The 24,708-nt window shown below is 71.3% G+C and carries 20 protein-coding genes; 10 read left to right on the forward strand and 10 right to left on the reverse strand.

The window, feature by feature from the left end:
* Positions 1–96 precede the first annotated feature (96 nt).
* Genes ACFW2Y_RS22495 through ACFW2Y_RS22510 form a run of 4 tightly spaced genes read right to left on the reverse strand, consistent with a single transcriptional unit; the run spans position 97 to position 5,019 of the window.
* The gene (locus ACFW2Y_RS22495; protein WP_384882021.1) at positions 97–1,791 is read right to left on the reverse strand and encodes an alpha-amylase family glycosyl hydrolase; all 1,695 of its coding nucleotides are present in this window, start codon (positions 1,789–1,791) and stop codon (positions 97–99) included.
* A 50-nt stretch (positions 1,792–1,841) separates the two neighbouring features.
* Positions 1,842–2,714, reverse strand: coding sequence for a sugar ABC transporter permease (locus ACFW2Y_RS22500; protein WP_384882069.1), 873 nt, complete (start codon positions 2,712–2,714; stop codon positions 1,842–1,844).
* The gene (locus ACFW2Y_RS22505; RefSeq protein WP_384882024.1) at positions 2,708–3,721 is read right to left on the reverse strand and encodes a carbohydrate ABC transporter permease; all 1,014 of its coding nucleotides are present in this window, start codon (positions 3,719–3,721) and stop codon (positions 2,708–2,710) included. Before ACFW2Y_RS22505 ends, ACFW2Y_RS22500 begins: the two co-directional genes overlap by 7 nt.
* A 20-nt stretch (positions 3,722–3,741) precedes the next feature.
* Positions 3,742–5,019, reverse strand: a complete 1,278-nt coding sequence (locus ACFW2Y_RS22510) for an extracellular solute-binding protein (protein ID WP_384882027.1) — start codon at positions 5,017–5,019, stop codon at positions 3,742–3,744.
* Positions 5,020–5,355: 336 nt separating this feature from the next.
* Here ACFW2Y_RS22510 and ACFW2Y_RS22515 point away from each other — a divergent pair, with 336 nt between their 5' ends.
* The gene (locus ACFW2Y_RS22515) at positions 5,356–6,390 is read left to right on the forward strand and encodes a LacI family DNA-binding transcriptional regulator (protein ID WP_384882030.1); all 1,035 of its coding nucleotides are present in this window, start codon (positions 5,356–5,358) and stop codon (positions 6,388–6,390) included.
* Positions 6,391–6,464: 74 nt separating this feature from the next.
* Positions 6,465–7,385: a phosphatase PAP2 family protein gene (locus tag ACFW2Y_RS22520; protein ID WP_384882033.1), complete on the forward strand. Its 921-nt coding sequence runs from the start codon at positions 6,465–6,467 to the stop codon at positions 7,383–7,385.
* 27 nt (positions 7,386–7,412) lie between these two features.
* Here the strand turns inward: ACFW2Y_RS22520 and ACFW2Y_RS22525 are convergent, their stop codons facing one another.
* The gene (locus ACFW2Y_RS22525; RefSeq protein ID WP_384882036.1) at positions 7,413–10,400 is read right to left on the reverse strand and encodes a bifunctional [glutamine synthetase] adenylyltransferase/[glutamine synthetase]-adenylyl-L-tyrosine phosphorylase; all 2,988 of its coding nucleotides are present in this window, start codon (positions 10,398–10,400) and stop codon (positions 7,413–7,415) included.
* A gap of 232 nt (positions 10,401–10,632) precedes the next feature.
* On the opposite strand from ACFW2Y_RS22525, the gene ACFW2Y_RS22530 reads away from it, so the two are divergent.
* Positions 10,633–12,717: a PIG-L family deacetylase gene (locus ACFW2Y_RS22530; protein ID WP_384882039.1), complete on the forward strand. Its 2,085-nt coding sequence runs from the start codon at positions 10,633–10,635 to the stop codon at positions 12,715–12,717.
* A gap of 46 nt (positions 12,718–12,763) precedes the next feature.
* Positions 12,764–13,195, forward strand: coding sequence for a VOC family protein (locus ACFW2Y_RS22535; protein ID WP_384882042.1), 432 nt, complete (start codon positions 12,764–12,766; stop codon positions 13,193–13,195).
* A 51-nt stretch (positions 13,196–13,246) separates the two neighbouring features.
* Here ACFW2Y_RS22535 and ACFW2Y_RS22540 read toward each other — a convergent pair whose 3' ends face one another.
* Entirely contained in the window at positions 13,247–13,741 is a 495-nt protein-coding gene (locus ACFW2Y_RS22540) for a GNAT family N-acetyltransferase (protein ID WP_384882045.1), read from the reverse strand.
* A 158-nt stretch (positions 13,742–13,899) separates the two neighbouring features.
* Positions 13,900–15,261, reverse strand: a complete 1,362-nt coding sequence (locus tag ACFW2Y_RS22545; protein WP_360802373.1) for a glutamine synthetase family protein — start codon at positions 15,259–15,261, stop codon at positions 13,900–13,902.
* Positions 15,262–15,498: 237 nt separating this feature from the next.
* Between ACFW2Y_RS22545 and ACFW2Y_RS22550 the strand changes: the two genes are divergently transcribed.
* From ACFW2Y_RS22550 to ACFW2Y_RS22570, 5 genes are all read left to right on the forward strand, one after another.
* On the forward strand, positions 15,499–15,873 hold the full coding sequence (locus tag ACFW2Y_RS22550) for a hypothetical protein (protein ID WP_384882047.1): 375 nt from the start codon (positions 15,499–15,501) through the stop codon (positions 15,871–15,873).
* A gap of 93 nt (positions 15,874–15,966) precedes the next feature.
* Positions 15,967–16,644, forward strand: coding sequence for a DUF3105 domain-containing protein (locus ACFW2Y_RS22555; protein WP_384882048.1), 678 nt, complete (start codon positions 15,967–15,969; stop codon positions 16,642–16,644).
* Positions 16,641–17,270 carry a DUF305 domain-containing protein gene (locus tag ACFW2Y_RS22560; RefSeq protein WP_384882051.1) on the forward strand — a complete coding sequence of 210 codons (630 nt, stop codon included), beginning with the start codon at positions 16,641–16,643 and terminating at the stop codon, positions 17,268–17,270. The genes ACFW2Y_RS22555 and ACFW2Y_RS22560 overlap by 4 nt, the downstream gene beginning before the upstream one ends.
* Positions 17,271–17,383: 113 nt before the next feature.
* A complete protein-coding gene (locus tag ACFW2Y_RS22565; RefSeq protein ID WP_384882053.1) occupies positions 17,384–17,803 on the forward strand; it encodes a CBS domain-containing protein in 420 nt (139 codons plus the stop codon).
* 170 nt (positions 17,804–17,973) lie between these two features.
* Positions 17,974–19,734 (forward strand): NAD+ synthase, encoded by a 1,761-nt coding sequence (locus ACFW2Y_RS22570; RefSeq protein ID WP_384882056.1) that lies wholly within the window; start codon positions 17,974–17,976, stop codon positions 19,732–19,734.
* Between the two features lie 140 nt (positions 19,735–19,874).
* Here the strand turns inward: ACFW2Y_RS22570 and ACFW2Y_RS22575 are convergent, their stop codons facing one another.
* The 3 genes from ACFW2Y_RS22575 to ACFW2Y_RS22585 form a co-directional block, all read right to left on the reverse strand.
* A complete protein-coding gene (locus ACFW2Y_RS22575; protein ID WP_384882059.1) occupies positions 19,875–20,897 on the reverse strand; it encodes an endonuclease/exonuclease/phosphatase family protein in 1,023 nt (340 codons plus the stop codon).
* Positions 20,898–21,089: 192 nt separating this feature from the next.
* The gene (locus ACFW2Y_RS22580) at positions 21,090–21,809 is read right to left on the reverse strand and encodes a TetR/AcrR family transcriptional regulator (RefSeq protein ID WP_384882062.1); all 720 of its coding nucleotides are present in this window, start codon (positions 21,807–21,809) and stop codon (positions 21,090–21,092) included.
* A 187-nt stretch (positions 21,810–21,996) separates the two neighbouring features.
* Positions 21,997–23,622, reverse strand: a complete 1,626-nt coding sequence (locus ACFW2Y_RS22585; RefSeq protein ID WP_384882065.1) for an MFS transporter — start codon at positions 23,620–23,622, stop codon at positions 21,997–21,999.
* 189 nt (positions 23,623–23,811) lie between these two features.
* Here ACFW2Y_RS22585 and panB point away from each other — a divergent pair, with 189 nt between their 5' ends.
* Positions 23,812–24,675: a 3-methyl-2-oxobutanoate hydroxymethyltransferase gene (gene panB / locus ACFW2Y_RS22590; RefSeq protein WP_384882066.1), complete on the forward strand. Its 864-nt coding sequence runs from the start codon at positions 23,812–23,814 to the stop codon at positions 24,673–24,675.
* Positions 24,676–24,708: the final 33 nt, after the last annotated feature.

Raw genomic sequence — 24,708 nt, forward strand, 5'->3', positions numbered from 1 at the left:
CCCCGCGCGGGGGGGGGGCCACCCCCCCCCCGGCCGGGGCCGGGCGGGCGGCGCGGGGGGGGGCGCCGTGACCGGCGCCCCGCGGCAGGGGGATCGTCACGCCGCCCACCAGACGGTGGTGTCGGCGGGCAGTTCCACCTCGTCGTCGACGATGCGGACGTCCTCGTTGGAGAGGAGGTACCGGCCGGGCAGCGGGACGGAGATGGCCCGGCCGGTGGTGTTGGCGGTGCAGACGAATCCGTCACGGCGGAAGGAGAGCACACCCTCGGGTGCCTCCAGCCACTCGACGGAGTCGCCCGCACCGAGTTCGCGGCGCTCGCGGCGCACGGCGAGCGCGCTGCGGTACAGCTCCAGGGTGGAGCCGGGGTCGCCGGTCTGCGCCTCGACGCTCAGGGCGCCCCAGGTCGCGGGCTGCGGCAGCCAGGAACCGCCGGCGCCGAAGCCGTACGAGGGGCCCCCGACGGTCCACGGGATCGGCACCCGGCAGCCGTCGCGGAAGCCGTCCTGGCCGCTGGCGCGCCAGAAGGACGGGTCCTGGCGGACCTCGTCGGGCAGGTCGGTGACGTCCGGCAGGCCGAGCTCCTCGCCCTGGTAGACGTAGGCCGAGCCGGGCAGGGCCAGCATGAGCAGGGTCGCGGCGCGGGCACGGCGGAGGCCGAGCTCCCGGTCGCCCGGCTCGCGGAGCTGGGTGCCGAGTCCCGCCGGGTTGGCGAAGCGGGTGGCGTGCCGGGTGACGTCGTGGTTGGAGAGCACCCAGGTGGTGGGGGCACCGACCGGGCGCATGGCGTCGAGCGAGGCGTCGATGACGGCACGGAGCTCGGCGGCGTCCCAGTGGGTGCCCAGGTACTGGAAGTTGAAGGCCTGGTGCATCTCGTCGGGGCGGACGTAGTGGGCGGTGCGCTCGACGGTCGGGGTCCACGCCTCGGCGACGAGGACGCGCTCTCCGGGGGTCCCGCCGGGCGAGGCCACGGGGGAGTACTCGGCGAGGATCTCCCGCCAGGAGCGGTAGATCTCGTGGACGCCGTCCTGGTCGAAGAAGGGCATGACGTCGCTGCCGAGCAGCTTCAGCTGGTCGTGGGAGCCGATGTCGGGCAGGCCCTCGGCCTTGACCAGGCCGTGGGCGACGTCGACCCGGAAGCCGTCGACGCCCATGTCCAGCCAGAAGCGCAGGATGGACCGGAACTCGTCGCGCACCGCGGGGTGTTCCCAGTTGAAGTCGGGCTGCTCCGGGGCGAAGAGGTGGAGGTACCACTCGCCGGGGGTGCCGTCCGGGTCCTCGGTGCGGGTCCAGGCGGAGCCGCCGAAGATGGACTCCCAGTCGTTGGGCGGGAGTTCGCCGTTCTCGCCCTTTCCGGGCCGGAAGTGGTAGCGCTCCCGCAGCGGCGAGCCGGGTCCCTCGCGCAGGGCGCGCTGGAACCACTCGTGCTGGTCGGAGGAGTGGTTGGGGACCAGGTCGACGATGATGCGCAGGCCCTGCTCGTGGGCTTCCCGGATCAGTGCGTCGGCGTCGAGCAGCGAGCCGAACATCGGGTCGATGGCCCGGTAGTCGGCGACGTCGTATCCCGCGTCGGCCTGCGGGGAGGCGTAGAACGGGGAGAGCCAGACGGCGTCGACGCCGAGTTCCTTGAGGTAGGGCAGTCGGCTGCGGACGCCTTCCAGGTCTCCCATGCCGTCGCCGTTTCCGTCGGCGAAGCTGCGCGGGTAGACCTGGTAGATCACGGCGTCTCTCCACCAGCCCGTGTGCGTGCCGGTGGTCGGGGCGTCGGCCGGGGTGGCGAGATGCTGGGTCATGTCTTCCCTGGAAGGTAAGGAGGTGCGTGCGGAAGGCGTGGTCAGGGCCGTCAGCCCTTGACGGCGCCGGCGGACATGCCGGTGACGAGGTGCCGCTGGGCGAAGAGGAACACCACGGCGGCGGGGACGGCGATCAGCACGGAGGCCGCGGACATCGGACCCCACTGGGCGCCGTACTGGTTGACGAACTTCTGCAGTCCGCCGGCCAGGGTGAGGTTCTCGTCGCCGACCATGAAGGCGGAGGCATAGGCGACCTCGCCCCATGCGGTGATGAAGGAGTAGAAGGCGGTGACCGCGATGCCGGGCTTGGCGAGCGGCAGGATCAGTCGCCAGAACGTGCCGAACGGGGTCAGTCCGTCGACGTAGCCGGACTCGTCGATCTCGCGCGGGATGGTGTCGAAGAAGCCCTTCATCATCCAGGCGCAGAACGGAACGGCGATGGTCAGGTAGGTGATGACCAGGCCGACCGGCTGGTTGAGCAGGCCCATCGCCGCCATGATGTTGTAGATCGGCACGATGAGGACGGCCACCGGGAACATCTGGGTGATGAGTAGGGTCCACATCAGGCCGCGCTTGCCGGGGAAGCGGAAGCGGCTGACGGCGTACCCCGTGGTGGCGGAGATGAACACACCGATGACGGTGGTGAGTCCGGCGACGAGGAGCGAGTTGCCGAACCAGGTGAGGAACGGGGTGTCCCGCAGCAGGTTCGTGTAGTTCTCGAACGTCGTCTCCTTGACGAAGTCCGTGGTGGTGGCGTACGCGGCCGGCTTCAGCGAGGTCAGCAGGACCCACAGCACCGGGAAGACGGCGATCACCGAGGCGGTGATCAGGGTGAGGTGCAGGCCGACCGAGGCGAGCGGCGAACGGCGTCCGCGGACCGGGGAGTTCGCGGCGGGGGCGGTGGGGGTCGTGGTGGTCACCAGACTTCTCCCTGCTTGCGGAGGACGCGCCGGTAGAACGCGGCGAAGACCATCAGGAGGACCAGGATCAGGACGCCCCAGGTGGAGGACTGCGCGAAGTCGCGCGGACTGATCTCGAAGGAGAACTTGTACGCCTGGGTGACGAGGATCTGCGTGGCCTCGCCGGGTCCGCCCCGGGTGAGCAGGAAGATCACCGGGAACATGTTGAAGGTCCAGATGGTGGAGAGCAGGATCACCGTGGTCGACACCGAACTGAGGCCGGGCATGGTGATGTTGCGGAAGCGCTGCCAGGCGTTCGCACCGTCCATCTCGGCGGCCTCGTAGAGCTCGCCGGGGATGGACTGGAGCCCGCCGAGGAGGGCGACCATCATGAACGGAACGCCGAGCCAGACGTTGACGAGGATGACGGAGAACTTGGCCCAGGTGGGGTCGTTGAGCCAGGGGATGCCGTCGATGCCGCCGCCCGTGAGGATCTGGTTGAGCATGCCGCGGCGCTCGTCGTAGAGGAAGCGCCAGGCGAAGACGGAGACGAAGCCGGGGACGGCCCAGGGCAGGATCAGCAGCATCCGGTAGACGGAGCGGCCGGCGATCCTGCGGTTGAGGACGTTGGCGAGGGTCAGGCCCAGGGCGAAGGTGATCGCCACACAGGAGACGGTCCAGACGACGGTCCAGATCAGCGTGCTGACGAACTGGCCGCCGGTGAGCGCTTCGGTGTAGTTGTCCAGGCCGATGAACTCATAGGTGGCCGGGAGCTCATTGACGCCGATCGACCGCGCCACGTTCCGTTCGTTGGCGTTGGTGAACGACAGATAGACACCGCGGACCAGTGGGTATCCGATGATCACGCCGAGCACGACCACCACCGGGAGCACCATCGCCCAGGCGTACCAGTGGGTGGAGAGGGAGCGCTTCGCCGCGCGGCGCGGCGTGCCAGTTCCGCGGCGTCGGCCGCGGGCGACGTGGTCGCCCGCGGCCTTCGCCACCGACTGGCTGGGAGTGTCCACAGCCATGAGCCGGCCTGCCTTCTTTCTTACTTCCAGTCCTTCAGGAGCTTGCGGTAGGAGTCACCGATCGCCTTGGCACCGGCCTCCGGGGTGGTCTGGCCGGTGAGCACCTTGGTGTACTCGACCTTGACCGGCTCGAAGAGGCTGCCGCCCTCGGGGATCCACGGGCGCTGGACGGCCTTGTCGACGACCGGCTTGAAGAAGCTGATCATCTCGTTGGTCGCGACGTCCGACTTGATGTAGACGGACTGGCGGGTCGGGAGGAGGCTGAGCTCCTTGGCGATCGTGGCCTGGGTCTCGGTCGAGCTCATGTACTCGGCGAAGGCGTAGGAGGCGTCGAGGTTCTTGGAGCCGGCGTAGACGGCGAGGTTGTGGCCGCCCTGCGGGGCGCCCTGGCCGTGCGAGCCGGCCGGGACCGGGGCGATGCCCAGGTTCGCCTTGTCGGCGAACTCCTTGCCCGCGTAGGTGTCGGCGACGGCCCACGGGCCGTTGATCATCATGGCGACCTTGCCGTCCTTGAAGGCCGCCTGCATGTTGTCCCAGCCGTTGGTCGCGTCGGTGATCGCGGCCTTCGAGTCGACGAGGTCCTTGACGGTCTTGAGCGCCTTCACGCCGGACTCGTCGTCGATCTTGATCTTCTTCTGCTCGGCGTCGACCAGGTCGCCGCCCTCGCCGTACAGGAAGGAGAGGAACCAGTACGGGTCGTCGCCCCGCAGGTAGAGACCGGTCTTGCCGGTCTTCTCCTTGATCTTGGCGGAGACGGCCTTCAGCTCGTCGATGGTCTCGGGGACCTCGACGCCGGCCTCCTTGAAGATCTTCTTGTTGTAGAAGATGCCCATGGAGTCGATGACCTGGGGGACCGCGTAGGTCTTGCCGTTGTACTTCGTCGAAGCGGCGGCCTGCTCCAGGAAGTCGTCGGCGTCCTTGAGGGCCGGAGTGCCGTCGAGCGGCGCGAGGTAGCCGAGGTCGGCGAACTCGGGGGTCCAGGCGACCTCGGAGCGGATGACGTCGGGCGCACCGGAGCCGGACTGCGCGGCGTTCTTGAACTTGTTCTGCGCCTCGCCGAACGGCACGTTCACGTACTTGACGGTGACCTTGGGGTACTTCTTGGTGAAGTCCTCGGCGACCTTCTTGAAGACCTTGTCCTCGGAGCCGACCGTGGAGGTGTCCCACCAGGTCACGGTGCCGGAGAGCTCGCCCGAGCTCTTCGAGCCGCCGTTGGAACCGCTGTCGCTTCCGCCGCACGCCGCCAGGGTCACGCCCAGGGCGGCGACCAGCGCGGTGGCCGCTATGCCACGCCGCATGTGAACTCCTTCAACTGATCCCGGGGGGACGAGGGGCTGGAACCTTCCTCATGCGACCGCTCCCTCGCGGCGCTCCGGGTTGCCAGGAACGTAACAGGGATGAAAACGAGCCGAAAGACCTTGCGGGAACTTTCTGCAAGGACCCGCGATCGTTACATCCGCGTGTCCCTAAGGTTGCCGAAGGATCGCTTGACAGGGCCCTGCGGGCCCTTCCAGGCCCGTGACGCACCCCGCAAGACGCCCGCAAGGACTGCAAGGCCTTGCGGGAGGACGATGGGGCCGGGTTGCGGAAGGGCCGGTGGGCAATACGCCCCGTGACCGGTACAGTCCATCCTCATGACCGCGCGGCTCTCCGACATCGCAGCCCAGGCGGGGGTCAGTGAGGCCACAGTCAGCCGCGTGCTCAACGGCAAGCCCGGCGTGGCCGCCACCACCCGCGAATCCGTCCTTGCCGCACTCGACGTGCTCGGCTACGAGCGGCCCGTACGGTTGCGCCAGCGCAGTGCGGGGCTCGTCGGCCTCATCACCCCCGAGCTGGACAACCCGATCTTCCCGGCCCTTGCCCAGGTCATCGGGCAGGCGCTGACCCGGCAGGGGTACACGCCGGTCCTCGCCACCCAGACCCCCGGCGGGTCCACCGAGGACGAACTCACGGACATGCTGGTGGAGCGCGGGGTCGCCGGCATCATCTTCGTCTCCGGCCTGCACGCCGACACCACCGCCGACATGACGCGCTACGACCAGTTGCGCGGCAAGGGCGTCCCGTACGTCCTCCTCAACGGCTTCTCCCCCAAGGTCCAGGCGCCCTTCGTGTCGCCCGACGACCGAGCGGCGATGCGGCTGGCCGTGACGCACCTGGCCGCGCTCGGGCACACCCGGATCGGGCTGGCGGTCGGGCCGAAGCGGTTCGTCCCGGTGCTGCGCAAGATAGAGGGCTTCCAACAGGGCATGCAGGAGCGGTTCGGCCTCACCCCCGAGGAGTCCGAGGAACTGGTCCAGCACTCGCTCTACACACTGGAGGGCGGCCAGGCGGCAGCGGGCGCACTGCTCGCCCGGGGGTGCACGGCGGTCGTCTGCGCGAGCGACATGATGGCCCTCGGCGCGATCCGGGCCGCTCGGCAGCAGGGTCTGGACGTCCCCCGGGACGTCTCGGTGGTCGGCTTCGATGACTCTCCGCTCATAGCCTTCACCGACCCGCCGCTGACCACCATCCGGCAGCCGGTGCAGGCGATGGGGCAGGCCGCGGTGCGGGCGCTGCTCGAAGAGGTGGGGGGCACCCCGGCCCCGCACTCCGAGTTCGTCTTCATGCCTGAGCTGGTCGTTCGTGGTTCAACGGCCTCGGCTCCTTCGGTGACCCGTACTCCTTCTTGAGGTGGAGCGGGTGCACCCCGAACCCGACCGAGGGATGATCGGTCGGGGGGAGGGATCTGGCACACTCTCTCGCTATGGGTGAAACGACCGTGAAGAGCTTGGACAGCCGGACGACCCCGTCGTCACCCATCGTGGCCGACGAGGGAAGGTTCGCGCGGCTGCGCGGGCGCGCACCCCGACGCCCGACGATCTGGTTCGAGATCCTGCTCATCGCGGTGAGCTACTGGACGTACTCGCTCATCCGCAACGCGGTGCCGGAGCAGAAGGCCGCGGCGCTCAGGAACGCCGACTGGATCTGGCGCACCGAGGAATCCCTCGGCCTCGCCTTCGAGCACGCCGTGAACCACGCCGTGAACTCGGTGACCTGGCTGATCGTCTCGATGAACTACTACTACGCCACCTTGCACTTCGTGGTGACCATCGGCGTGCTGGTGTGGCTGTACCGGTGGCACCCGGGTCGCTACGCGGCGTTCCGCACGGTCCTGTTCGCCACCACCGGGGTGGCCCTGGTCGGCTACTACCTGTACCCGCTCGCGCCGCCCCGGCTCATGAACGGCGTGGACTTCGTCGACACCGTCCTGGTCCACCACACCTGGGGTTCGATGGCCTCGGGCAACCTCAAGCACGTGTCGAACCAGTACGCCGCGATGCCGTCGATGCACATCGGCTGGTCGCTGTGGTGCGGGGTCACCGTCTTCCTGCTCGCCCGGGCCCCCTGGGCGAGGATCCTCGGCCTGCTCTACCCGGTGGCGACCCTGGTGGTGATCGTCGCCACCGCCAACCACTTCTGGCTGGACGCGGTCGGCGGCGTGCTCTGCCTGTCCTTCGGCTTCGCCGTCTCCTACTTCTGGTACGGCTCCCGCCCGCACCGGCTGCCGAAGCTGGTGGAACCGGTGGAGCCGGTGGGCGTCGTCCAGCGCGGCGGCCCGTCCGCGGCGCGGGGGGCGGACCGCTCGGAGGACGACGCCGAGCAGCAGGTCGGTTCCGGCACCTGACCCGGCCGGGCCCCGACCGGACGGGCCTCAGGCCCCGTAGAACAGCTCCTCGACGACGGCCCGGGCCCGCCGGGTGATCCGGCGGTAGTCGTCGACCATCTCACCGACGTGCCCGGCCTCGTACCCCAGGTAGCGCCCCACGGCCGCGAGCTCACGGGGGTCCGAGGGGAAGGTGTCGCCGGGACGGCCGCGGACCAGCATGACCGCGTTGCGGACGCGGGTGGCAAGGACCCAGGCCTCGTCCAGGGTCTGCGCCTCCTCCGTCGGGATCAACCCCGCCGCATGGGCGGCTGCGAGGGCCTCACGGGTCCGGGTCGTGCGCAGCCCCGGCTCCGCCCAGCCGTGCCGCATCTGGAGCAGTTGCACCGTCCATTCGACGTCGCTGAGGCCACCGCGCCCGAGCTTGGCGTGGAGGGTCGGGTCGGCGCCGCGCGGCAGCCGCTCCGACTCCATCCGGGCCTTGAGCCGGCGGATCTCCCTGATCGCGTCGTCGCCGAGCCCCTCCGCGGGGTACCGCAGCGGGTCGGCGAGCTCGATGAACCGCTGCCCCAGCTCCTGGTCGCCGGCCATCGGTTCGGCGCGCAGCAGGGCCTGGCTCTCCCAGACCAGCGACCAGCGGTGGTAGTAGGCCCGGTAGGACTTCAGACTGCGGACCAGGGGGCCGCTCTTGCCCTCCGGCCGGAGGTCCGCGTCGATCAGCAGCGGCGGATCGGCGGTCGGGAGTTGCAGCATCCGCCGCATCTCCGCGACCACCCGGTTCGCGGCCCGGGTGGCCTCCTGTTCGTCGACGCCCTCGCGGGGTTCGTGGACGAAGAGCACGTCCGCGTCGGAGCCGTACCCCAGCTCGTGGCCGCCGAAGCGTCCCATGCCGATGACCGAGAACCGGGTCGGCAGCTCGTCGCCCCATTCGGCGCGCACGGCGGCCCGCAGGGCGCCGGCGATCGTCGCCGCGTTGAGGTCGGTGACGGCCCTCCCCACCCGGTCGACGAGCTCGCCCGGGTCCTGCTCACGGGGGTTGTCCTCGGTGCCGTACGAACCGATGAGGTCGGCGGCGGCCGTCCGGAACAGTTCCCTGCGGCGCACCCCGCGCGCCGCGGCGACGGCCTGTTCGGCGTCGGCCGCACGTCCCACCGCCGCCAGGACCTCCTGCTCCAGGTGGTCCCGGTCGCGCGGCTTCAAGCCCTCCGGATCGCCCAGGATCGCAACGGCCTCGGGGGCGCGGAGCAGCAGGTCGGGGGCGAGGCGCCCGGCGGAGAGCACCCGGGCGAGGTTCTCGGCGGCGGCGCCCTCGTCGCGCAGCAGCCGCAGGTACCAGGGGGTCTTGCCGAGGGCGTCGGAGACCTTCCGGAAGCCGAGGAGTCCGGCGTCCGGATCGGCCGAGTCCGCGAACCAGCCCAGCAGGACGGGCAGCAGCGTCCGTTGGATCGCGGCCTTCCGGGTCACCCCCGAGGCGAGCGCCTCCAGGTGGCGCAGGGCGGCGGTGGGATCCGCGTACCCGAGCGCTTCGAGGCGCTGTCCGGCGGCCTTCGGGCTGAGCCGGATCTCACCGGGGGCGAGCTGGGCGACGGCGTCGAGGAGCGGCCGGTAGAAGAGCTTCTCGTGCAGGCGGCGGACGACGGCCGCGTGCCGCTTCCACTCCTTGTTGAGCTCGGTGACCGGGTCGGTGCGCAGGCCGAGGGAGCGTCCGAGGCGGCGCAGGTCGGCCCCGTCCTCGGGGACGAGGTGGGTGCGGCGCAGCCGGAAGAGCTGGATGCGGTGCTCCATGGCGCGCAGGAAGCGGTACGCCTCGTCGAGCTGGGAGGCGTCGGCACGGCCGACGTAGCCGCCGGCGGCGAGGGCGGCGAGCGCGTCGAGGGTGGTGCCGCTGTGCAGCGTCGCGTCGCTGCGGCCGTGGACCAGCTGGAGGAGCTGGACGGCGAACTCGACGTCCCTGAGGCCGCCGGGGCCGAGCTTGAGCTCCCGCTCGACCTGGGCTGCCGGGATGTTGTCGACGACCCGGCGGCGCATCTTCTGGACGTCGGGGACGAAGTTCTCGCGCTCGGCGGCCTGCCAGACCAGCGGGGAGACCGCGTCGATGTACTGGGCGCCCAGCTCGGGGTCGCCGGCCACCGCACGCGCCTTGAGCAGTGCCTGGAACTCCCAGGTCTTCGCCCAGCGCTGGTAGTAGGCGAGGTGGGAGGAGAGGGTGCGGACGAGGGGGCCGTTGCGGCCTTCGGGGCGGAGGTTGGCGTCGACCGGCCAGATGGCGCCCTCGACGGTGGTCTCCGAGCAGATCCGCATCAGGTGGGAGGCGAGCCGGGTTGCGGCCTGGATCGCCTTCCCCTCGTCGGCTCCTTCCGCCGGCTCCCCGACGAAGATCACGTCCACGTCGGAGACGTAGTTGAGTTCATGGCCGCCGCACTTGCCCATCGCGATCACGGAGAGCCGGCACAGGGCGGCGTCGGCGGGGGCGGCGGTCCGGGCGATGGCGAGCGCGGCCCGCAGGGTCGCGGTCGCCAGGTCGGCGAGCTCCGCGGCGGCCTGGGCGACGTCGGTGGTGCCGCACACGTCGCGGGCCGCTATGGCGAGCAGGCAGCGGCGGTAGGCGATCCGCAGCGACACCTCGTCGGTGGCCACGGCGAGCTCCTGCTCGAACTCGGCGACCCCCGGGTGCAGGTCCGCCGCCTCGTACGTGACGAGGGACTCCGCGTCTCGGGGATGGCGGGCCAGGTGGTCGCCGAGTGCCTCGGAAGCCCCCAGCACCCCGAGGAGCCGGTCCCGGAAGGGCTTGGCGGAGAGCAGCGTGGTGGTGAAGGTCTGCCGTTCGGCCTCCGGCTGCGCCTCCACGAGACGGACCAGGCCGCGCAGCGCGAGGTCGGGGTCGGCGGTGGCGCCGAGCGCGTCGAGGAGGACGGGGTCGCCGCGCAGGGCGGCCAGTTCCGGCAGGTCGAGGAGGCGTTCGGCCCCGGAAGGATCGGTGAACCCGTGCCGCAACAGCCGTGAGAACGTACTGCTCCTGCGTCCCGGCACCGTCATTCCGCCGCTCCCTCCGAGCAGGTCGACACCCCAGGGGCGAACCCGGGGCTTCGAGCCTATCCGGAGTGGGCACCGCAAGCGGCCAGGCCTTCGGATCGCAGCGGATCACACGTGACGTCTCGCACATTAGTCGCTTTTCAGGCGCGATGAACCGTATTCCTTGAAGGCCCGTCCTGCTCTTCGACCCCCTCGCCCGTCCGTCCGAACCTCTGCGAAAGCGCGCCGTCGAACCATGCCCGTCCGCCGTCTCCGCCGCCCCGCCCTTCCGTCCCGCCGCAGGACCGCCACGGCGGTGGTGACGGCCGCCCTGGTGGGCGCCACCTGCGTCGGGGTCCTCTCGGCGACGGGGGCGGCCCGGGGGCCGGGGGCGCGAGCGGCGGAAGCGCGGTCCGGGCAGGAGGTGCCCGCCGCCGGGCGGACCGCGCCGACCGGGGAACCGACGGAGGCACTTCCCGCCCCGGTCTCCGTGGTGCAGTTCGTGGCCCACCCGGACGACGACCTGTTCTTCATGAACCCGGACGTCTCCCAGTCCCTGCGCTCCGGCAGCCCCCTGACCTCCGTCTACCTGACCGCCGGCGAGTCCGACGGCGTCAACGCGCGCCCGCGCGACGCGGCCGGAGCCACGCCCGACAAGGCCGGATACGCCGAGGCCCGGCAGAACGGGATCCGCGCCGCGTACGCCGAGATGGCGACGGGCAGCAGGACCAGCGCCTGGGACCGGGCCGTGGTGCCGACGTCCGGCGGCGGGTCCGCCGAGCTGGACACCCTGCGCGCACAGCCGCAGATCAAGCTCGTGTGGCTGCAGATACGCGAGGCCGGTGCCATCAACGGCGACCGGCCGCACAGCCTCCACGGCCTCTGGGACGGCCGGATCGCCGCACTCGGCTCCCAGCGCTCCAGCGGCACCCCGGTCACCGCCGATTTCACCTACACGAAGGAGCAGGTCGTCACCACGCTGACGGACCTCCTGGAGCGGTTCCGGCCGACCTTCGTGCGGATGCAGGACCCGAGCCCCGGCACGTACCCGGGGGGCGGAAAGTTCCGGGACCACCAGGACCACCTGTTCGGGGCGCGGTTCGTGCAGGCCGCGCTGGCCCGGTACGCGGAACTCCCCGGGCATCCGCACGTGGGCGTGCAGAACTACCTGGGCTATCCGACCAGCGTGCTGCCGCACACCCTCGACCCCGAGACGGCCGACGCGAAGCTGCGGACCCTGAAGACGTACTCCTGGTGGGACGGGGTGCAGGACTGTGGGGTCGGCATCGGCTGCGGCGACCTGAAGGTGGCCGCGCGACCCGCCGGGCGGGGCTGGACCCAGACCGTCCGGTACGCCCGGGGCACGTCCACCTCCTGGGTCCAGCGCGACCCGGCGGGCGGACTGCACGCCTTCTCCGTCCTCGACGGCCGCCTCGCGACCTGGCGGAAGCCGGCCGACGCCGTGGCCTGGCAGGGGCCGGAGCTGCTGCCCGGTGGTGGCCTGGACAGCGGGATCACCTCCGTGGCCCTGCCCGACGGCCGGATATCCGTCTTCGGCGTCCGCACGGTCCTCGGCGGCGAGGCGTCCGCCTACCGGCGCGAGGTGGTCAGCACCGTCCAGTCGGCGCCCGGAGCAGGCTTCGGCCCGTGGCACTCGCTCGGCACGCCCGAGCGGAACGACGCCGACGGCACTTCGGACATCAGCGCACCCGCCGTGACCGTGGCCGCCGACGGCCGGGCGACCCTGGTCCTGCGCGACAGCCGGCACCGGCTCACCGTGCGCGAGCAGCGGACGGGCGGCGACTGGGGCCCGTGGCGGGTCCTGGGGGGCACGGACGTGTACGGCGACCCGGTGGCCGCGACGGACGCGCACGGCCGCGGGTACGTCTTCGCCAGCACCCCGGCCACCGTCCTCGCCTGGGGGCAGCGGAGCCCCGGCGGGCCGCTGACGGGACCGGTGGCGACCGGCCTTCCGCCGACGACCCTGGCCCTGAGCGCGAGCGCGGCGCCGAACGGCGACGGAGTGCGGCTCTGGTTCCGCAAGCCCGCCTCCGGCGACCTGCGGAGCGCCGACTTCTCCGGCACGGGGCCGATCTCCCCGGTCACCGAGCTCACCGGTGCCGGTGTCGCGGGCTTCGGCCCGGTGAGCGGTGGCGACGGGCTGCTCGCGGTCCGTTCCCGCACCGGTTTCCTGGCGACGGCACCGCACGGCCGGGCGGGGGCGCGACCGGTGTGGACCCTGGAGGAGTTCTTGTTCTCCGGCGCGCCGGACGCCGGAACGGACGGGGTCGCGGCGATCGGTCTGGACGGCCGGCTGCACTGGACGCCGACGGTTCGTTGACCCGGTTCCGGGTGCACGCGGCGCTCCCGTACGGAACCGTGACCCCATGAACATGACCCTGGAAGTCATCCCGGTGCCCGTCAGTGACATGGACCGGGCGAAGGAGTTCTACGGCGACGCGTGCGGCTTCACGATCGACCTGGACAGCGAAGTGGCGCCCGGCCTGCGGATCATCCAAGCGACCCCGCCGGGCTCGCGCTGCTCGATCACGCTGCTGAGCGGCATGCCGCCGATGCCGGACGGCAAGGAGATGGAACCCGGCAGCCTGCACGGCCTCCAACTCTGCGTCACCGACATCGAGGCGGCGCGGGCGGAGCTCACCGGCCGGGGAGTCGTCGTCTCGCCGGTGAGGCACGTGGGTGCGACGGGTTGGGAGGACGGCAAGGGCGACACCTGGAACTCGTTCATGACCTTCTCGGACCCGGACGGCAACGGCTGGGTCGTGCAGGAAGCCCCGTCGGAGCTCTCGGAGCGCTGATTCCGAGTACCGCTCCGTGCGGAAGGTGCCGTCGGAGTCCGGGCCGTTCCCTCAGAAACCGCGGTAGAAGTGGCGGAGTCCCCCGGCCTCGGCCACGCACCGCATCCCGGCGGCCTCCATCACCCGGTGCGAGGCCGGGTTGTCCAGGTCGGCGTCGCCCTTGGCTCCGGCGACACCGGCCGCCCTGGCCACTTCGAGGAGCGCCCGCAGCGCCTCGGAGGCGTACCCCTTCCCCCGTGCGTCGGGCAGGAGGCCGTACCCGACGGTCACCACCCCCAGTTCGTCCGGCGGCCCGTGGAAGCCGATCCCGCCGACGACGACGCCGCTCTCCCGGAGCCGTACCTCATAGGGGCGGAACACCCCCGGGTCGCCGTGCTCGGCGACCCCGCGCAGAAAGCCGGTGGCGGCCCGGACGTCCCCGTCCAGGGGGTACCCGTCGCCCCACAGGTCGCCCGGGGCCGGTACCCGGGCGACGGTGCGCTCGGCGTCGGAGGCGGTCAGGGGACGCAGCAGGAGCCGCTCGGTGGCGACGGGGGCGATCTTCACCGCGGCAGTCTGGAACGTCCTCCGCGCTCCGGACAACGGCTTTTCCCCCTGCGGCGGGAGTGGGCGCGGGTCCCACGGCCCGGGGGCGGCCCGGGGCCAGCGGTTCCTGACCGCCGGCCCCGACCGTCGTTCCGGGCCCTGCCCGCCCTGAGCTGCGGCTACAGCACCGGCAGGTTCTTCCGCAGTTCGAAGGCGGTGACCTCGGAGCGGTACTCCTCCCACTCCTGCTTCTTGTTGCGCAGGAAGAAGTCGAAGACGTGCTCGCCGAGGGTCTCCGCGACCAGTTCGCTCTTCTCCATGAGGGCGATCGCCTCGCCCAGGTTCTGCGGGAGCGGCTCGATGCCCATGGCGCGGCGCTCCGAGTCGGAGAGGGCCCAGACGTCGTCGTCGGCACCGGCCGGGAGTTCGTAGCCCTCCTCGATGCCCTTGAGACCGGCCGCGAGAAGGACCGCGTAGGTCAGGTAGGGGTTCGCGCCCGAGTCGATGGAGCGGACCTCGACCCGCGAGGAACCGGTCTTGCCCGGCTTGTACATGGGGACGCGGATGAGGGCGGAGCGGTTGTTGTGGCCCCAGCAGATGTACGAGGGCGCCTCGCCGCCCGAACCCGCCGTGCGGGAGGAACCGCCCCAGATCCGCTTGTACGAGTTGACCCACTGGTTGGTGACCGCGGAGATCTCGCCCGCGTGGCGGAGGAGGCCCGCGATGAAGGAGCGGCCCACCTTCGACAGTTGGTACTCGGCACCCGACTCGTAGAAGGCGTTCCGGTCGCCCTCGAAGAGGGAGAGGTGGGTGTGCATGCCCGAGCCCGGGTACTCGGAGAAGGGCTTCGGCATGAACGTGGCCTGCACGCCCTGCTCCAGGGCGACCTGCTTCATGACCAGTCGGAAGGTCATGATGTTGTCCGCCGTCGACAGGGCGTCGGCGTAGCGGAGGTCGATCTCCTGCTGGCCGGGCGCGCCCTCGTGGTGCGAGAACTCCACCGAGATGCCCATCGATTCGAGCATCGTGATGGCCTGGCGGCGGAAGTCCATGCCGACGTTCTGCGGGGTGTGGTCGAAGTAGCCCGAGTTGTCGGCCGGGGTGGGCCGGGTGCCGTCGAGCGGCTTGTCCTTCAGCAGGAAGAACTCGATCTCGGGGTGGGTGTAGAAGGTGAAGCCCAGGTCCGAGGTCTTGGCGAGGGCGCGCTTGAGGACGTAGCGCGGATCGGCGAAGGACGGCGAGCCGTCCGGCATCAGGATGTCGCAGAACATCCGGGCGGTGCCGGGGGCCTCGGCGCGCCAGGGAAGGATCTGGAAGGTGCCCGGGTCCGGCTTGGCGATCATGTCCGATTCGTATACACGGGCGAAGCCCTCGATCGCGGAGCCGTCGAAGCCGATGCCTTCGTCGAAGGCCTGCTCAAGCTCGGCGGGGGCCACCGCGACCGACTTGAGGAAGCCGAGCACATCGGTGAACCACAGGCGCACGAAGCGGATGTCGCGCTCCTCGAGCGTACGGAGCACGAATTCCTGCTGCTTGTCCATTTCCACACCCATCCTTGCTGGTCAGGCCGCCTGCTCCCACCGCCTCCGATGCATCGGGGGGCACCTGAGCATCCCACCACATGGTTTCGCGCACGTTGCACACCCATACTGCCTGCTCGGGTGTGACCGAGGTAACGGGGGAAGGGCCGGACCGGGGTGCGTGTCCACCCGGTCGCCGGTGCCCAGTGCCACCCCGTTCGGCCCACAAAGGCCCCCCGCCCACTACGATCGGCGCCCATGGGAGCCCCACGGCTCGTGCGCCGGTCCCGACACGCGCGTCCCCTGGCACTGGTGAGTGCCGTGGCGACGCTCCTCGCCGCGCTCTTCCTCTGTCTGGGGACCGGCCCGGAGGCGGAAGGGGCCCACCACGAGGAGGGTCCCCGGACCACGGCCGTCATCGCCGACCACCTCTGTCCGTACGACCCCGGCGGCTGCTCCCTCTTCCCCGCCCTCTCCCCCGCCGTTCTCAGCGCGCCGCCGCTCGACGCCCCGCCGTCCGCACAGGGCGGGCCGCCGCGTCTCTCGCTGCCTTCCGGTGAGGGTCCGGCGAGCCCGGGGGCCGCCCGACCGCGCGCACCGGACCTGCACGTCCTTCAAGTTCTGCGGACGTGACGGAGCCGGGCGTCCCCGCCGCCGGGCGGGCACCCCACTCCGCACGTCCACCCCCGAACTCCACCCCACTTCCCGAAGAAGGACGACACCACCATGGCCGCCAACCGCTCCGCCACCGCCGACCGCCGCGCACGAATAGAGGAGATGCGCCGCGCCGAGCAGGCCCGCGAGCGCCGCAACCGCCTGCTCACCATCGGCGTCTCCGCCGTCGTGGTCCTGAGCCTCGTCGGCTTCGGCACCTTCGTGCTGATGAAGCAGTCCGAGGAGCAGGACAAGAAGGAGGCCGCCGCCAAGGCCCCGATCGCCGGCGAGAAGTCCTGGGACCCGAAGAAGCTCGGCCGCAACCACGTCGAGACGGCCGTCACCTACGAGATGAAGCCGCCGGTCGGCGGCGACCACAACCCGGTCTGGATGAACTGCGACGGCGACGTCTACACGAAGCCGATCGCCGATGTGAACGCCGTGCACTCCCTGGAACACGGGGCCGTCTGGGTGACGTACAACAAGCAGGCCGCGCAGGGCGACGTGAAGAAGCTCGCCGACAAGGTCGGCAAGACCACGTACTCCCTGATGAGCCCCGTGGACGACCAGACCGGGGCGATCATGCTGTCCGCCTGGGGCAAGCAGGTGACCGTGGACGGCGCGGACGACCCGCGCGTCGACGCCTTCTTCACCAAGTACGTGCAGGGTCCGCAGACCCCGGAGCCGGGTGCGGCCTGCACCGGCGGGCTCGATGCGAACGGCCAGGGCGGTACGGGGATGGGCCAGTGAGGCTCAACCGTACGCAGGGAGCGGCGGTCACCGCCGTCGCCCTGGCGCTGCTGTTCGCCGGGGGCGCGGTCACCGTCGCCTCCGCCGACCGCGAGGACGCCCCGAGCACCCCGGTCTCCTCCTCCGCCGACGCCGGTTTCGCCCGAGACATGGCGGTCCACCACCAGCAGGCCGTCGAGATGTCGTTCATCGTCCGGGACCGGACCACGGACGAGGCGGTCCGACGGCTCGCGTACGACATCGCCAACACGCAGGCGAACCAGCGGGGCATGATGCTCGGCTGGCTCGACCTGTGGGGACTGCCCAAGAACGAGTCCGGGGTCGAACCGATGGCCTGGATGGGGATGGGCGGTTCGGGTGACACGGGGCCGCTGGACGGCGCCCTGATGCCCGGGATGGCGACCGACACGCAGATGGACGAGTTGCGCAGGGCGAACGGCCGGGAGGCCGAGGTCCTGTACCTGAAGCTCATGACCGAGCACCACAAGGGCGGGGTGCACATGGCCGAGGGCTGCGTCCAGAAGTGCTCGGTGGACATCGAGCGGAACCTCGCACAGGGAATGGTCGACGCGCAGGAGTCCGAGATCAAGCTGATGGCCGACATGCTGAAGAAGCGCGGGGCCTGATCCGGCGTCCCGGCCCCCGTGACCCGCTGCGGTCGCGGGGGCCGGACCGTCCCCCGACAATGAGGGTGCTCGGGGACTTCGTACGACGACGTTCGACGAAAGGTACGCACCCCATGACCACGGCGAAGGACATCATGCACACCGGGGCCCGGTGGATCCCGGAACACGAGACGCTCGACCGGGCGGCACAGCTGATGCGGGAGTTGGACGTGGGCGCCCTGCCCGTCGCGGACGAGAACGAGAGGCTCTGCGGCATCGTCACGGACCGCGACATCGTGGTGCGCTGTGTGGCCATGGGTCACGACCCGTCGAAGGTCACCTGCGGTGAGATCACCCAGGGCACGCCGCGCTGGATCGAGTCCGGAGCGGACGTGGGCGCCGTCCTGGAGGAGATGCAGAGCCACCAGATCCGGCGGCTCCCCGTCATCGAGGACAAGCGGCTGGTCGGCATGATCAGCGAGGCCGATCTGGCCCAGCACCTGTCGGACGAGGAACTCAAGGCGTTCTGCGCGAGCGTCTACGCCTCCTCCTGACCCCGGGCGCACGGTCCACGGGCCCCGACGGTCCGGATGCCCCGCGTCGGGCGCCCTGACCGTCGGGGCCCCCGTGCCGTCGTCGAGCGGGACCGGGGAGCGGCCCGGCGGGGTGCGGTTCCCCACCGCTTCCCAGGACATAGTGTCGGTCTGACGATTACACTGGGCGGGTGCCTCAACTACGCCTCGCCCTGAATCAGATCGACTCGACCGTCGGAGACGTCGCCGGCAACGCCGAGACGATCGTGCACTGGACCCGGCACGCCGTCGGGCAGGGCGCGCATCTCGTCGCGTTTCCCGAGATGGCGCTGACCGGATATCCCGTCGAGGACCTCGCGCTGCGCTCCTCCTTCGTCGAGGCGTCCCGGACGGCCCTGCACGGGCTCGCCCGGCGGCTCGCCGACGAGGGGCTCGGAGGGGTGCCGGTGGTCGTCGGCTACCTCGACCGCTCCGAGCGGGCCGCGCCCAGGCTCGGCCGGCCCGCCGGGTCCCCGGAGAACGCCGCCGCCGTCCTGCACGGCGGCGAGGTCGTGCTGCGCTTCGCCAAGCACCACCTGCCGAACTACGGCGTCTTCGACGAGTACCGCTACTTCGTGCAGGGCGACACCCTGCCGGTCGTCCGGATCCACGGCGTCGACGTGGCCCTGGCGATCTGCGAGGACCTCTGGCAGGAGGGCGGCAGGGTGCCGGCGGCGCGCAACGCCCGGGCGGGCCTGCTGCTCTCGGTCAACGCCTCGCCGTACGAGCGGAACAAGGACGATTCACGGCTGGAGCTGGTCCGCAAGCGGGCCCAGGAGGCCGGGTGCGTCACCGCGTACCTGGCGAGCACGGGAGGCCAGGACGAGCTGGTCTTCGACGGCGACTCGATCGTCGTGGACGCGGCCGGCGAAGTCATCGCACGCGCCCCGCAGTTCGTCGAGGGCAGCGTGATCCTCGACCTGGAACTGCCGGCGGCGGATCCGGGGGCCCCCGACGGCCCGGTGGACGACGGGCTGCGGGTCGACCGGGTGGTCCTCTCCGAGGAGCCGCTGCCCGCGTACGAGCCGGAGTTGACGGGGGGTCACGCCCACCGGCTCGACGACGACGAGGAGGTGTACTCGGCGCTGGTGATCGGACTGCGGGCGTACGTCGCGAAGAACGGCTTCCGTTCGGTCCTGATCGGTCTGTCCGGCGGCATCGACTCCGCCCTCGTCGCCTCGATCGCCTGCGACGCGCTCGGCGCGGAGAACGTGTACGGGGTGTCGATGCCCTCGAAGTACTCCTCCGACCACTCGCGCGGCGACGCGGCCGAACTGGCCCGCCGGACCGGGCTGAACTTCCGCACCGTGTCGATCGAGCCGATGTTCGACGCGTACATGGGGGCCCTCGGCCTCGGCGGCCTGGCCGAGGAGAACCTCCAGTCGCGGCTGCGCGGCACGATGCTGATGGCGCTCTCCAACCAGGAGGGGCACATCGTCCTCGCGCCGGGCAACAAGTCGGAGCTCGCGGTGGGGTACTCGACGCTGTACGGCGACTCGGTCGGCGCGTTCGGGCCCATCAAGGACGTCTACAAGACGACCGTCTTCCGGCTCGCGCGGTGGCGGAACCGGGCGGCCGAGGAACGCGGCCAGACCCCGCCGATCCCGGAGAACTCGATCAACAAGCCGCCCAGCGCCGAGTTGCGCCCGGGGCAGGTCGACACGGACTCGCTGCCGGACTACGACGTGTTGGACGCGGTCCTCGCGCTCTACGTGGACCAGGACCAGGGGCTGGACGCCATCGTGGCGGCCGGTTTCGACGAGGAGTTGGTGACGCGGACGCTGCGGATGGTGGACACCGCGGAGTACAAGCGGCGCCAGTACCCGCCGGGGACGAAGATCTCGGCGAAGGGCTTCGGCAAGGACCGACGGCTGCCGATCACCAACCGGTGGCGGGAGGCACCGTCGGGCTGACCCCGTCGCAGGGGTCCGGGGCCTTCCACCGAGCCGTGGCGGGCCCCGGCCGCACCGCGGCCGGGGGTGGGGCCGCGGACTCCGCCCGCACCGGGCCTCCCGGAGGGCGCCGAAGGGCACCTCGGAGGGCGCCCCGCCCGTCAGAGCTTCACGCGGGCGGCGATCGGAAGGTGGTCGCTCCGGGTCTCCGGCAGCGCCCAGGACGACATCGGCTCCATGCCCTTGACCATGATCTGGTCGATGCGCGCCATCGGGAACGAGGCCGGCCAACTGAAGCCGAAGCCGTCGCCGGCGGCGCCCTGGGTGGAGCGCAGCTGCGAGGTGACGGCCCTGAGCGCGCGGTCGTTCATGGTGCCGTTGAGGTCGCCGAGGAGGACGATCCGCTCGTGCTGGTCGTCGGCGATCGCCTCGCCGAGCGCATTGGCACTGGTGTCCCGCTGGTTGGCGGTGAAGCCGGCGTTCAACTTGACCCGCACGGACGGCAGGTGGGCGACGTACACCGCCACCTCGCCCTTCGGCGTCACGACGGAGGCACGCATGGCACGGGTCCAGCCCAGGCGGATGTCGACGGGCTGGGCGGCGCGCAGCGGGAGCTTGCTCCAGAGCCCGACCGTGCCCTGGACGGAGTGGTACGGATAGGCCTCGGCGAGGCCCTTCTCGTAGACCGGGACCATGTCGCCCTTGAGCTCCTCCAGGGCGAGCACGTCGACCTCGGAAGCGACGAGTTGACGGGCCGTGCCCTCGGGGTCGGGGTTGTCGGCGTTCACGTTGTGGGTGGCGACGGTCAGGTCACCGCCCGCGACCGACTTGTCGGCGACGAGACCGCCGAAGAGGTTGAGCCAGACCACGGCCGGCAGCAGCAGGGCGATCAGTGCGGTGGCGGAGCGGCGCACCAGGGCGAGCACGAGGAGGAGCGGCACGAAGACGCCCAGCCAGGGCAGGAAGGTCTCGGTCAGACTGCCCACGTTCCCGATGCGGTTGGGAATGTCCGTGTGGAACACCATCAACAGGGTGAGCACCACGGCGGTGAGCGCCAGCAGGATGCCTCGGCGCCAGATCCCGCGATCGCGGCGGAGCCCGTCGAGTGCGGCCCGGACCCGGGACCGGGAGCGCTTGCCCTCCTCGCCGCCGGGTCCGGTCTCCGTCATGTCCACGCGTGCCATCGCACTGTCCTCACTGCCTTGCTGCCGTGCCGTCCCACTCGGTGACCCGACATCGACACTAGGCGATGTGGGGTCCGGTGTACTCCCCCAGGGACGACCCGGAAGTGCGGCGGGTTCCTGCAGGTGGCGCGGGCGGGCAGGCTGTGACAGAACGCGCACATTCGTACCGGTCGGGGCAGCCGACGGGGTCGGTCAGGCCCGCGGGCGCAGCCCCTCCATGACGGCGTCGACGACCCGCTCGGCGAGGCCGGGGTCCAGGGGGGCTCCGGGGCGGATGACGGTGCGCAGCAGGAGGGGCCCGATGAAGAGGTCGCTGACGAGCTCGGCGTCCAGGTCGTCGCGGATCTCGCCCCGCTCCATGCCGCGCCGCACCGCGTCCAGGCCGAGGCGGCGGCGGGGCTCGACGACGTTGCTCTGATAGGCCTCCCACAGCTTGGGGTAGAGGTGCATCTGCGAGAACACGTTGTGGAGCATGGCGGAGGACCGCTTGGCGAGTCCGCGCTGCCGCAGCATCTCCAGCAGCGTCACGAGGTCGTCCCGGACCGAGGCACCGGTGAGCACCGGGTCCGGGGGCTCCATGGAGCGGAGCAGCTCGACGAAGAGCTCTTCCTTGCCGGCCCAGCGGCGGTAGATGGTGGCCTTGCCGACCCCGGCGGTGCGGGCGATCCGCTCGATGGACAGCTCGGTGAGCGGGACGCCCTCCTCCAAGAGGCCGACGACCGCGTCGAAGATGGCCTGTTCCGCCGCCTCGGACCGCGGTCTCCCCCGTCTGGGACCGTCCGCTGCGGCCGCGGAGCAGGTCGCCCCGGGCCCGGGGTCGGGCCCGGTGGGCGCGACGGACGCCCCGCCCCGGTCTGCCGGAGCCGGCCGGTCGTCGTGGGGTTCGGGGATCCCGCCGTCCTGCAGGGACACGTGCGCTCCGTCTCTCGTCCGGGTACTGCTTGCCGTCCCCCCGATTCTCCCGCGCCGTCGGTTCCGGGCGCCCGCGGGGAGCGCGGCGCCCGGTCCCGACGCCCCCCGAGGCCTCGGAACGCCCTGGACGCCCTGGACGCCCTGGACGCCCTTGGGCGACGCACCCGACGCCCGTCGCCGCGGTCGCTCAGGCCTCGGTCGAAACCGGCCCGGACGCCGCTACCGATCCCGGGGCCGTGCCCTCGCCCGCGTCCGGTCGTCCGTCCCTGGGCGGGCGCCCTGGGAGGAAGACCGCGACCACGACCGCGCCGACCAGGCCGATGGCGGCGGAGGCGATCGCCGTGATGTGCATGGCGTCCAGGAAGGCGGTGTACGCGGGGGCGATCAGGTCCTCGCCCGCCGGGCCGAGCTGCTGTGCGACCGCGAGCGTGGCCTCGATGGACTCGCCCGCCGTGTCGCGCAGGGCCTCCGGGACACCGCCCAGGTGGCCCTCGATGCCGCCCCGGTACGCGGAGGAGAGCACCGAGCCCAGGACGGCCACGCCCAGCGCGCCGCCGACCTGCCGGAAGGTGTTGTTGAGGGCGGAGCCGGAGCCGGCCTTCTCGCGGGGCAGCGTCTGCATGACCGCGACGGTGACCGGCGGCATGATGTGCGCCATGCCCGCGCCCTGGACGAAGAAGACGACTTCCAGCACCCAGACCGGGGTCGTCTCGTCGAAGAGGGCGAAGGCGGCGAGGCCGAGGGCGACGAGGAGCATGCCGCCGGTGCAGACGGCACGGGCGCCGAAGCGTTCGACGACGAGTCGGGCCCGGGGGGCGAAGACCATCTGGGCCACGGCCAGCGGCAGGATGAGGAGACCGGACTCCAGTGCGCTGTAGCCGCGCACGCTCTGCAGGTAGAAGGCGGAGAAGAAGGTCACGCCCATCAGGGCGAAGAAGACGAGCGCGATCGCGGCGACGGCCGCCGAGAAGGCCGGCTTCTTGAAGTACCCCATGTCGATGGCCGGGTGGTCGCTGCGCCGCTCGTGCAGGACGAAGAGGACGAGGACCGCGAGGCCACCGAGGGCCGGGGCGAGGACGGTGACGTCGGTGAGCTCCGCCAGTTCGCCGCCGCGGATGATCCCGTACACCAGGAGGACGAGGCCGACCACGGAGAGCAGGACGCCGGGCAGGTCGATGCGGCCGGGGTTCGGGTCCCGGGAGTCGGGCACGAGCCACGCCATCAGGACGAGGGCGAGGAGCACCACGGGCACGTTGACCAGGAAGATCGAGCCCCACCAGAAGTGTTCGAGGAGGACTCCTCCGGTGATGGGGCCGATGGCGATGGCCAGGCCGACGCTGCCGGCCCAGATGCCGATGGCCCTGGGCTGCTCGTCCCGTTCGAAGACGTTCATGAGCACGGCGAGCGTCGCGGGCATCACGAAGGCGGCGCCGAGGCCCATGACGGCCCGGTAGGCGATGAGCTCGCCCGGGGAGCCGGAGAACGCGGCGAGGGCGGAGCCGATGCCGAAGACGGTGATGCCGAAGAGCAGCACCCTCTTCCGCCCGAGGCGGTCGCCCAGCAGGCCGGAGGTGAAGAGCAAGCCGGCGAAGACGAGCGTGTAGGAGTTGATGGCCCACTCCAGCTCGCTCTGGGTGGCGCCGATTCCGGTGGGCGCGGGGACCGCGATCGTCTTGACCGCGACGTTCAGGATCGAGTTGTCGAGGACGACGATCAGCAGGCTGAGCATCAGGACGCCGAGGACGACCCAGCGGCGCCGGTGGACGGCCTCGGGAGCACGGGGCCCGGCGGGTGCGGTGGACGGCTGTGACATGCCCACCACCCTAGGGCATTTTCGATACGAGACCGTCTCGTATTGAAAACCAAGAGGAAGTCTTTACGTGACCGCGGTGTGAACAGCGCCACTCCGGCCCACTTTCCCGCCCCCCCACCGAAGTGCCACCATGGATGTGGTCCGGGGACGCCACAGGGCGCCTCGAGATGACAAGAGGAGCCGTTCACCATGACGCTTCAGGCTGCCCAGAAACAGCCCGCCGACAGCAGCAAGGCGCTGTACGGAGGAAAGGGCACGCGCCGCATCACCGTCCACGACATCGCCGCCGCCAAGGTGCGCGGCGAGAAGTGGCCCATGCTCACCGCCTACGACGCGATGACCGCCTCCGTCTTCGACGAGGCCGGCATCCCGGTGATCCTCGTGGGCGACTCGATGGGCAACTGTCACCTCGGCTACGACACCACCGTGCCCGTCACGATGGACGAGATGACCCTGCTGTCCGCCGCCGTCGTCCGGGGCACCAAGCGCGCCCTCGTCGTCGGCGACCTTCCGTTCGGTTCGTACCAGGAAGGGCCCGTCCAGGCCCTGCGCAACGCCACCCGGCTCATCAAGGACGCCGGCGTGACCGCCGTCAAGCTGGAGGGCGGCCAGCGCTCCCTGGCACAGACCGAGCTGCTCGTCCAGGCGGGCATCCCCGTCATGTCCCACCTGGGGCTCACCCCGCAGTCCGTGAACACCATGGGCTACCGGGTGCAGGGGCGTTCCGACGAAGCGGCCCACCAGCTGCTCAGCGACGCCAAGGCGGCGCAGGACGCCGGCGCCTTCGCCGTCGTCCTGGAGCTCGTACCGGCCGAACTGGCCGCCGAGGTCACCCGGTCGCTGCACATCCCGACCATCGGGATCGGGGCCGGCCCCGACACCGACGCACAGGTCCTCGTGTGGACCGACATGGCCGGGCTGACCGGCGGCAAGGTGCCGCGCTTCACCAAGCAGTACGCCAACCTCCGCGAAACGCTCGGCGACGCCGCCCGCGCCTTCGCCGAGGACGTCAGCGGCGGGGCGTTCCCCGCCGAGGAACACACCTTCCACTGAGCCGGGAGGAGCTCCGCGCGGTCCGCAGCGGAC

This window comes from Streptomyces sp. NPDC058877, from assembly GCF_042742855.1.
Classification (GTDB): Bacteria; Actinomycetota; Actinomycetes; order Streptomycetales; family Streptomycetaceae; genus Streptomyces.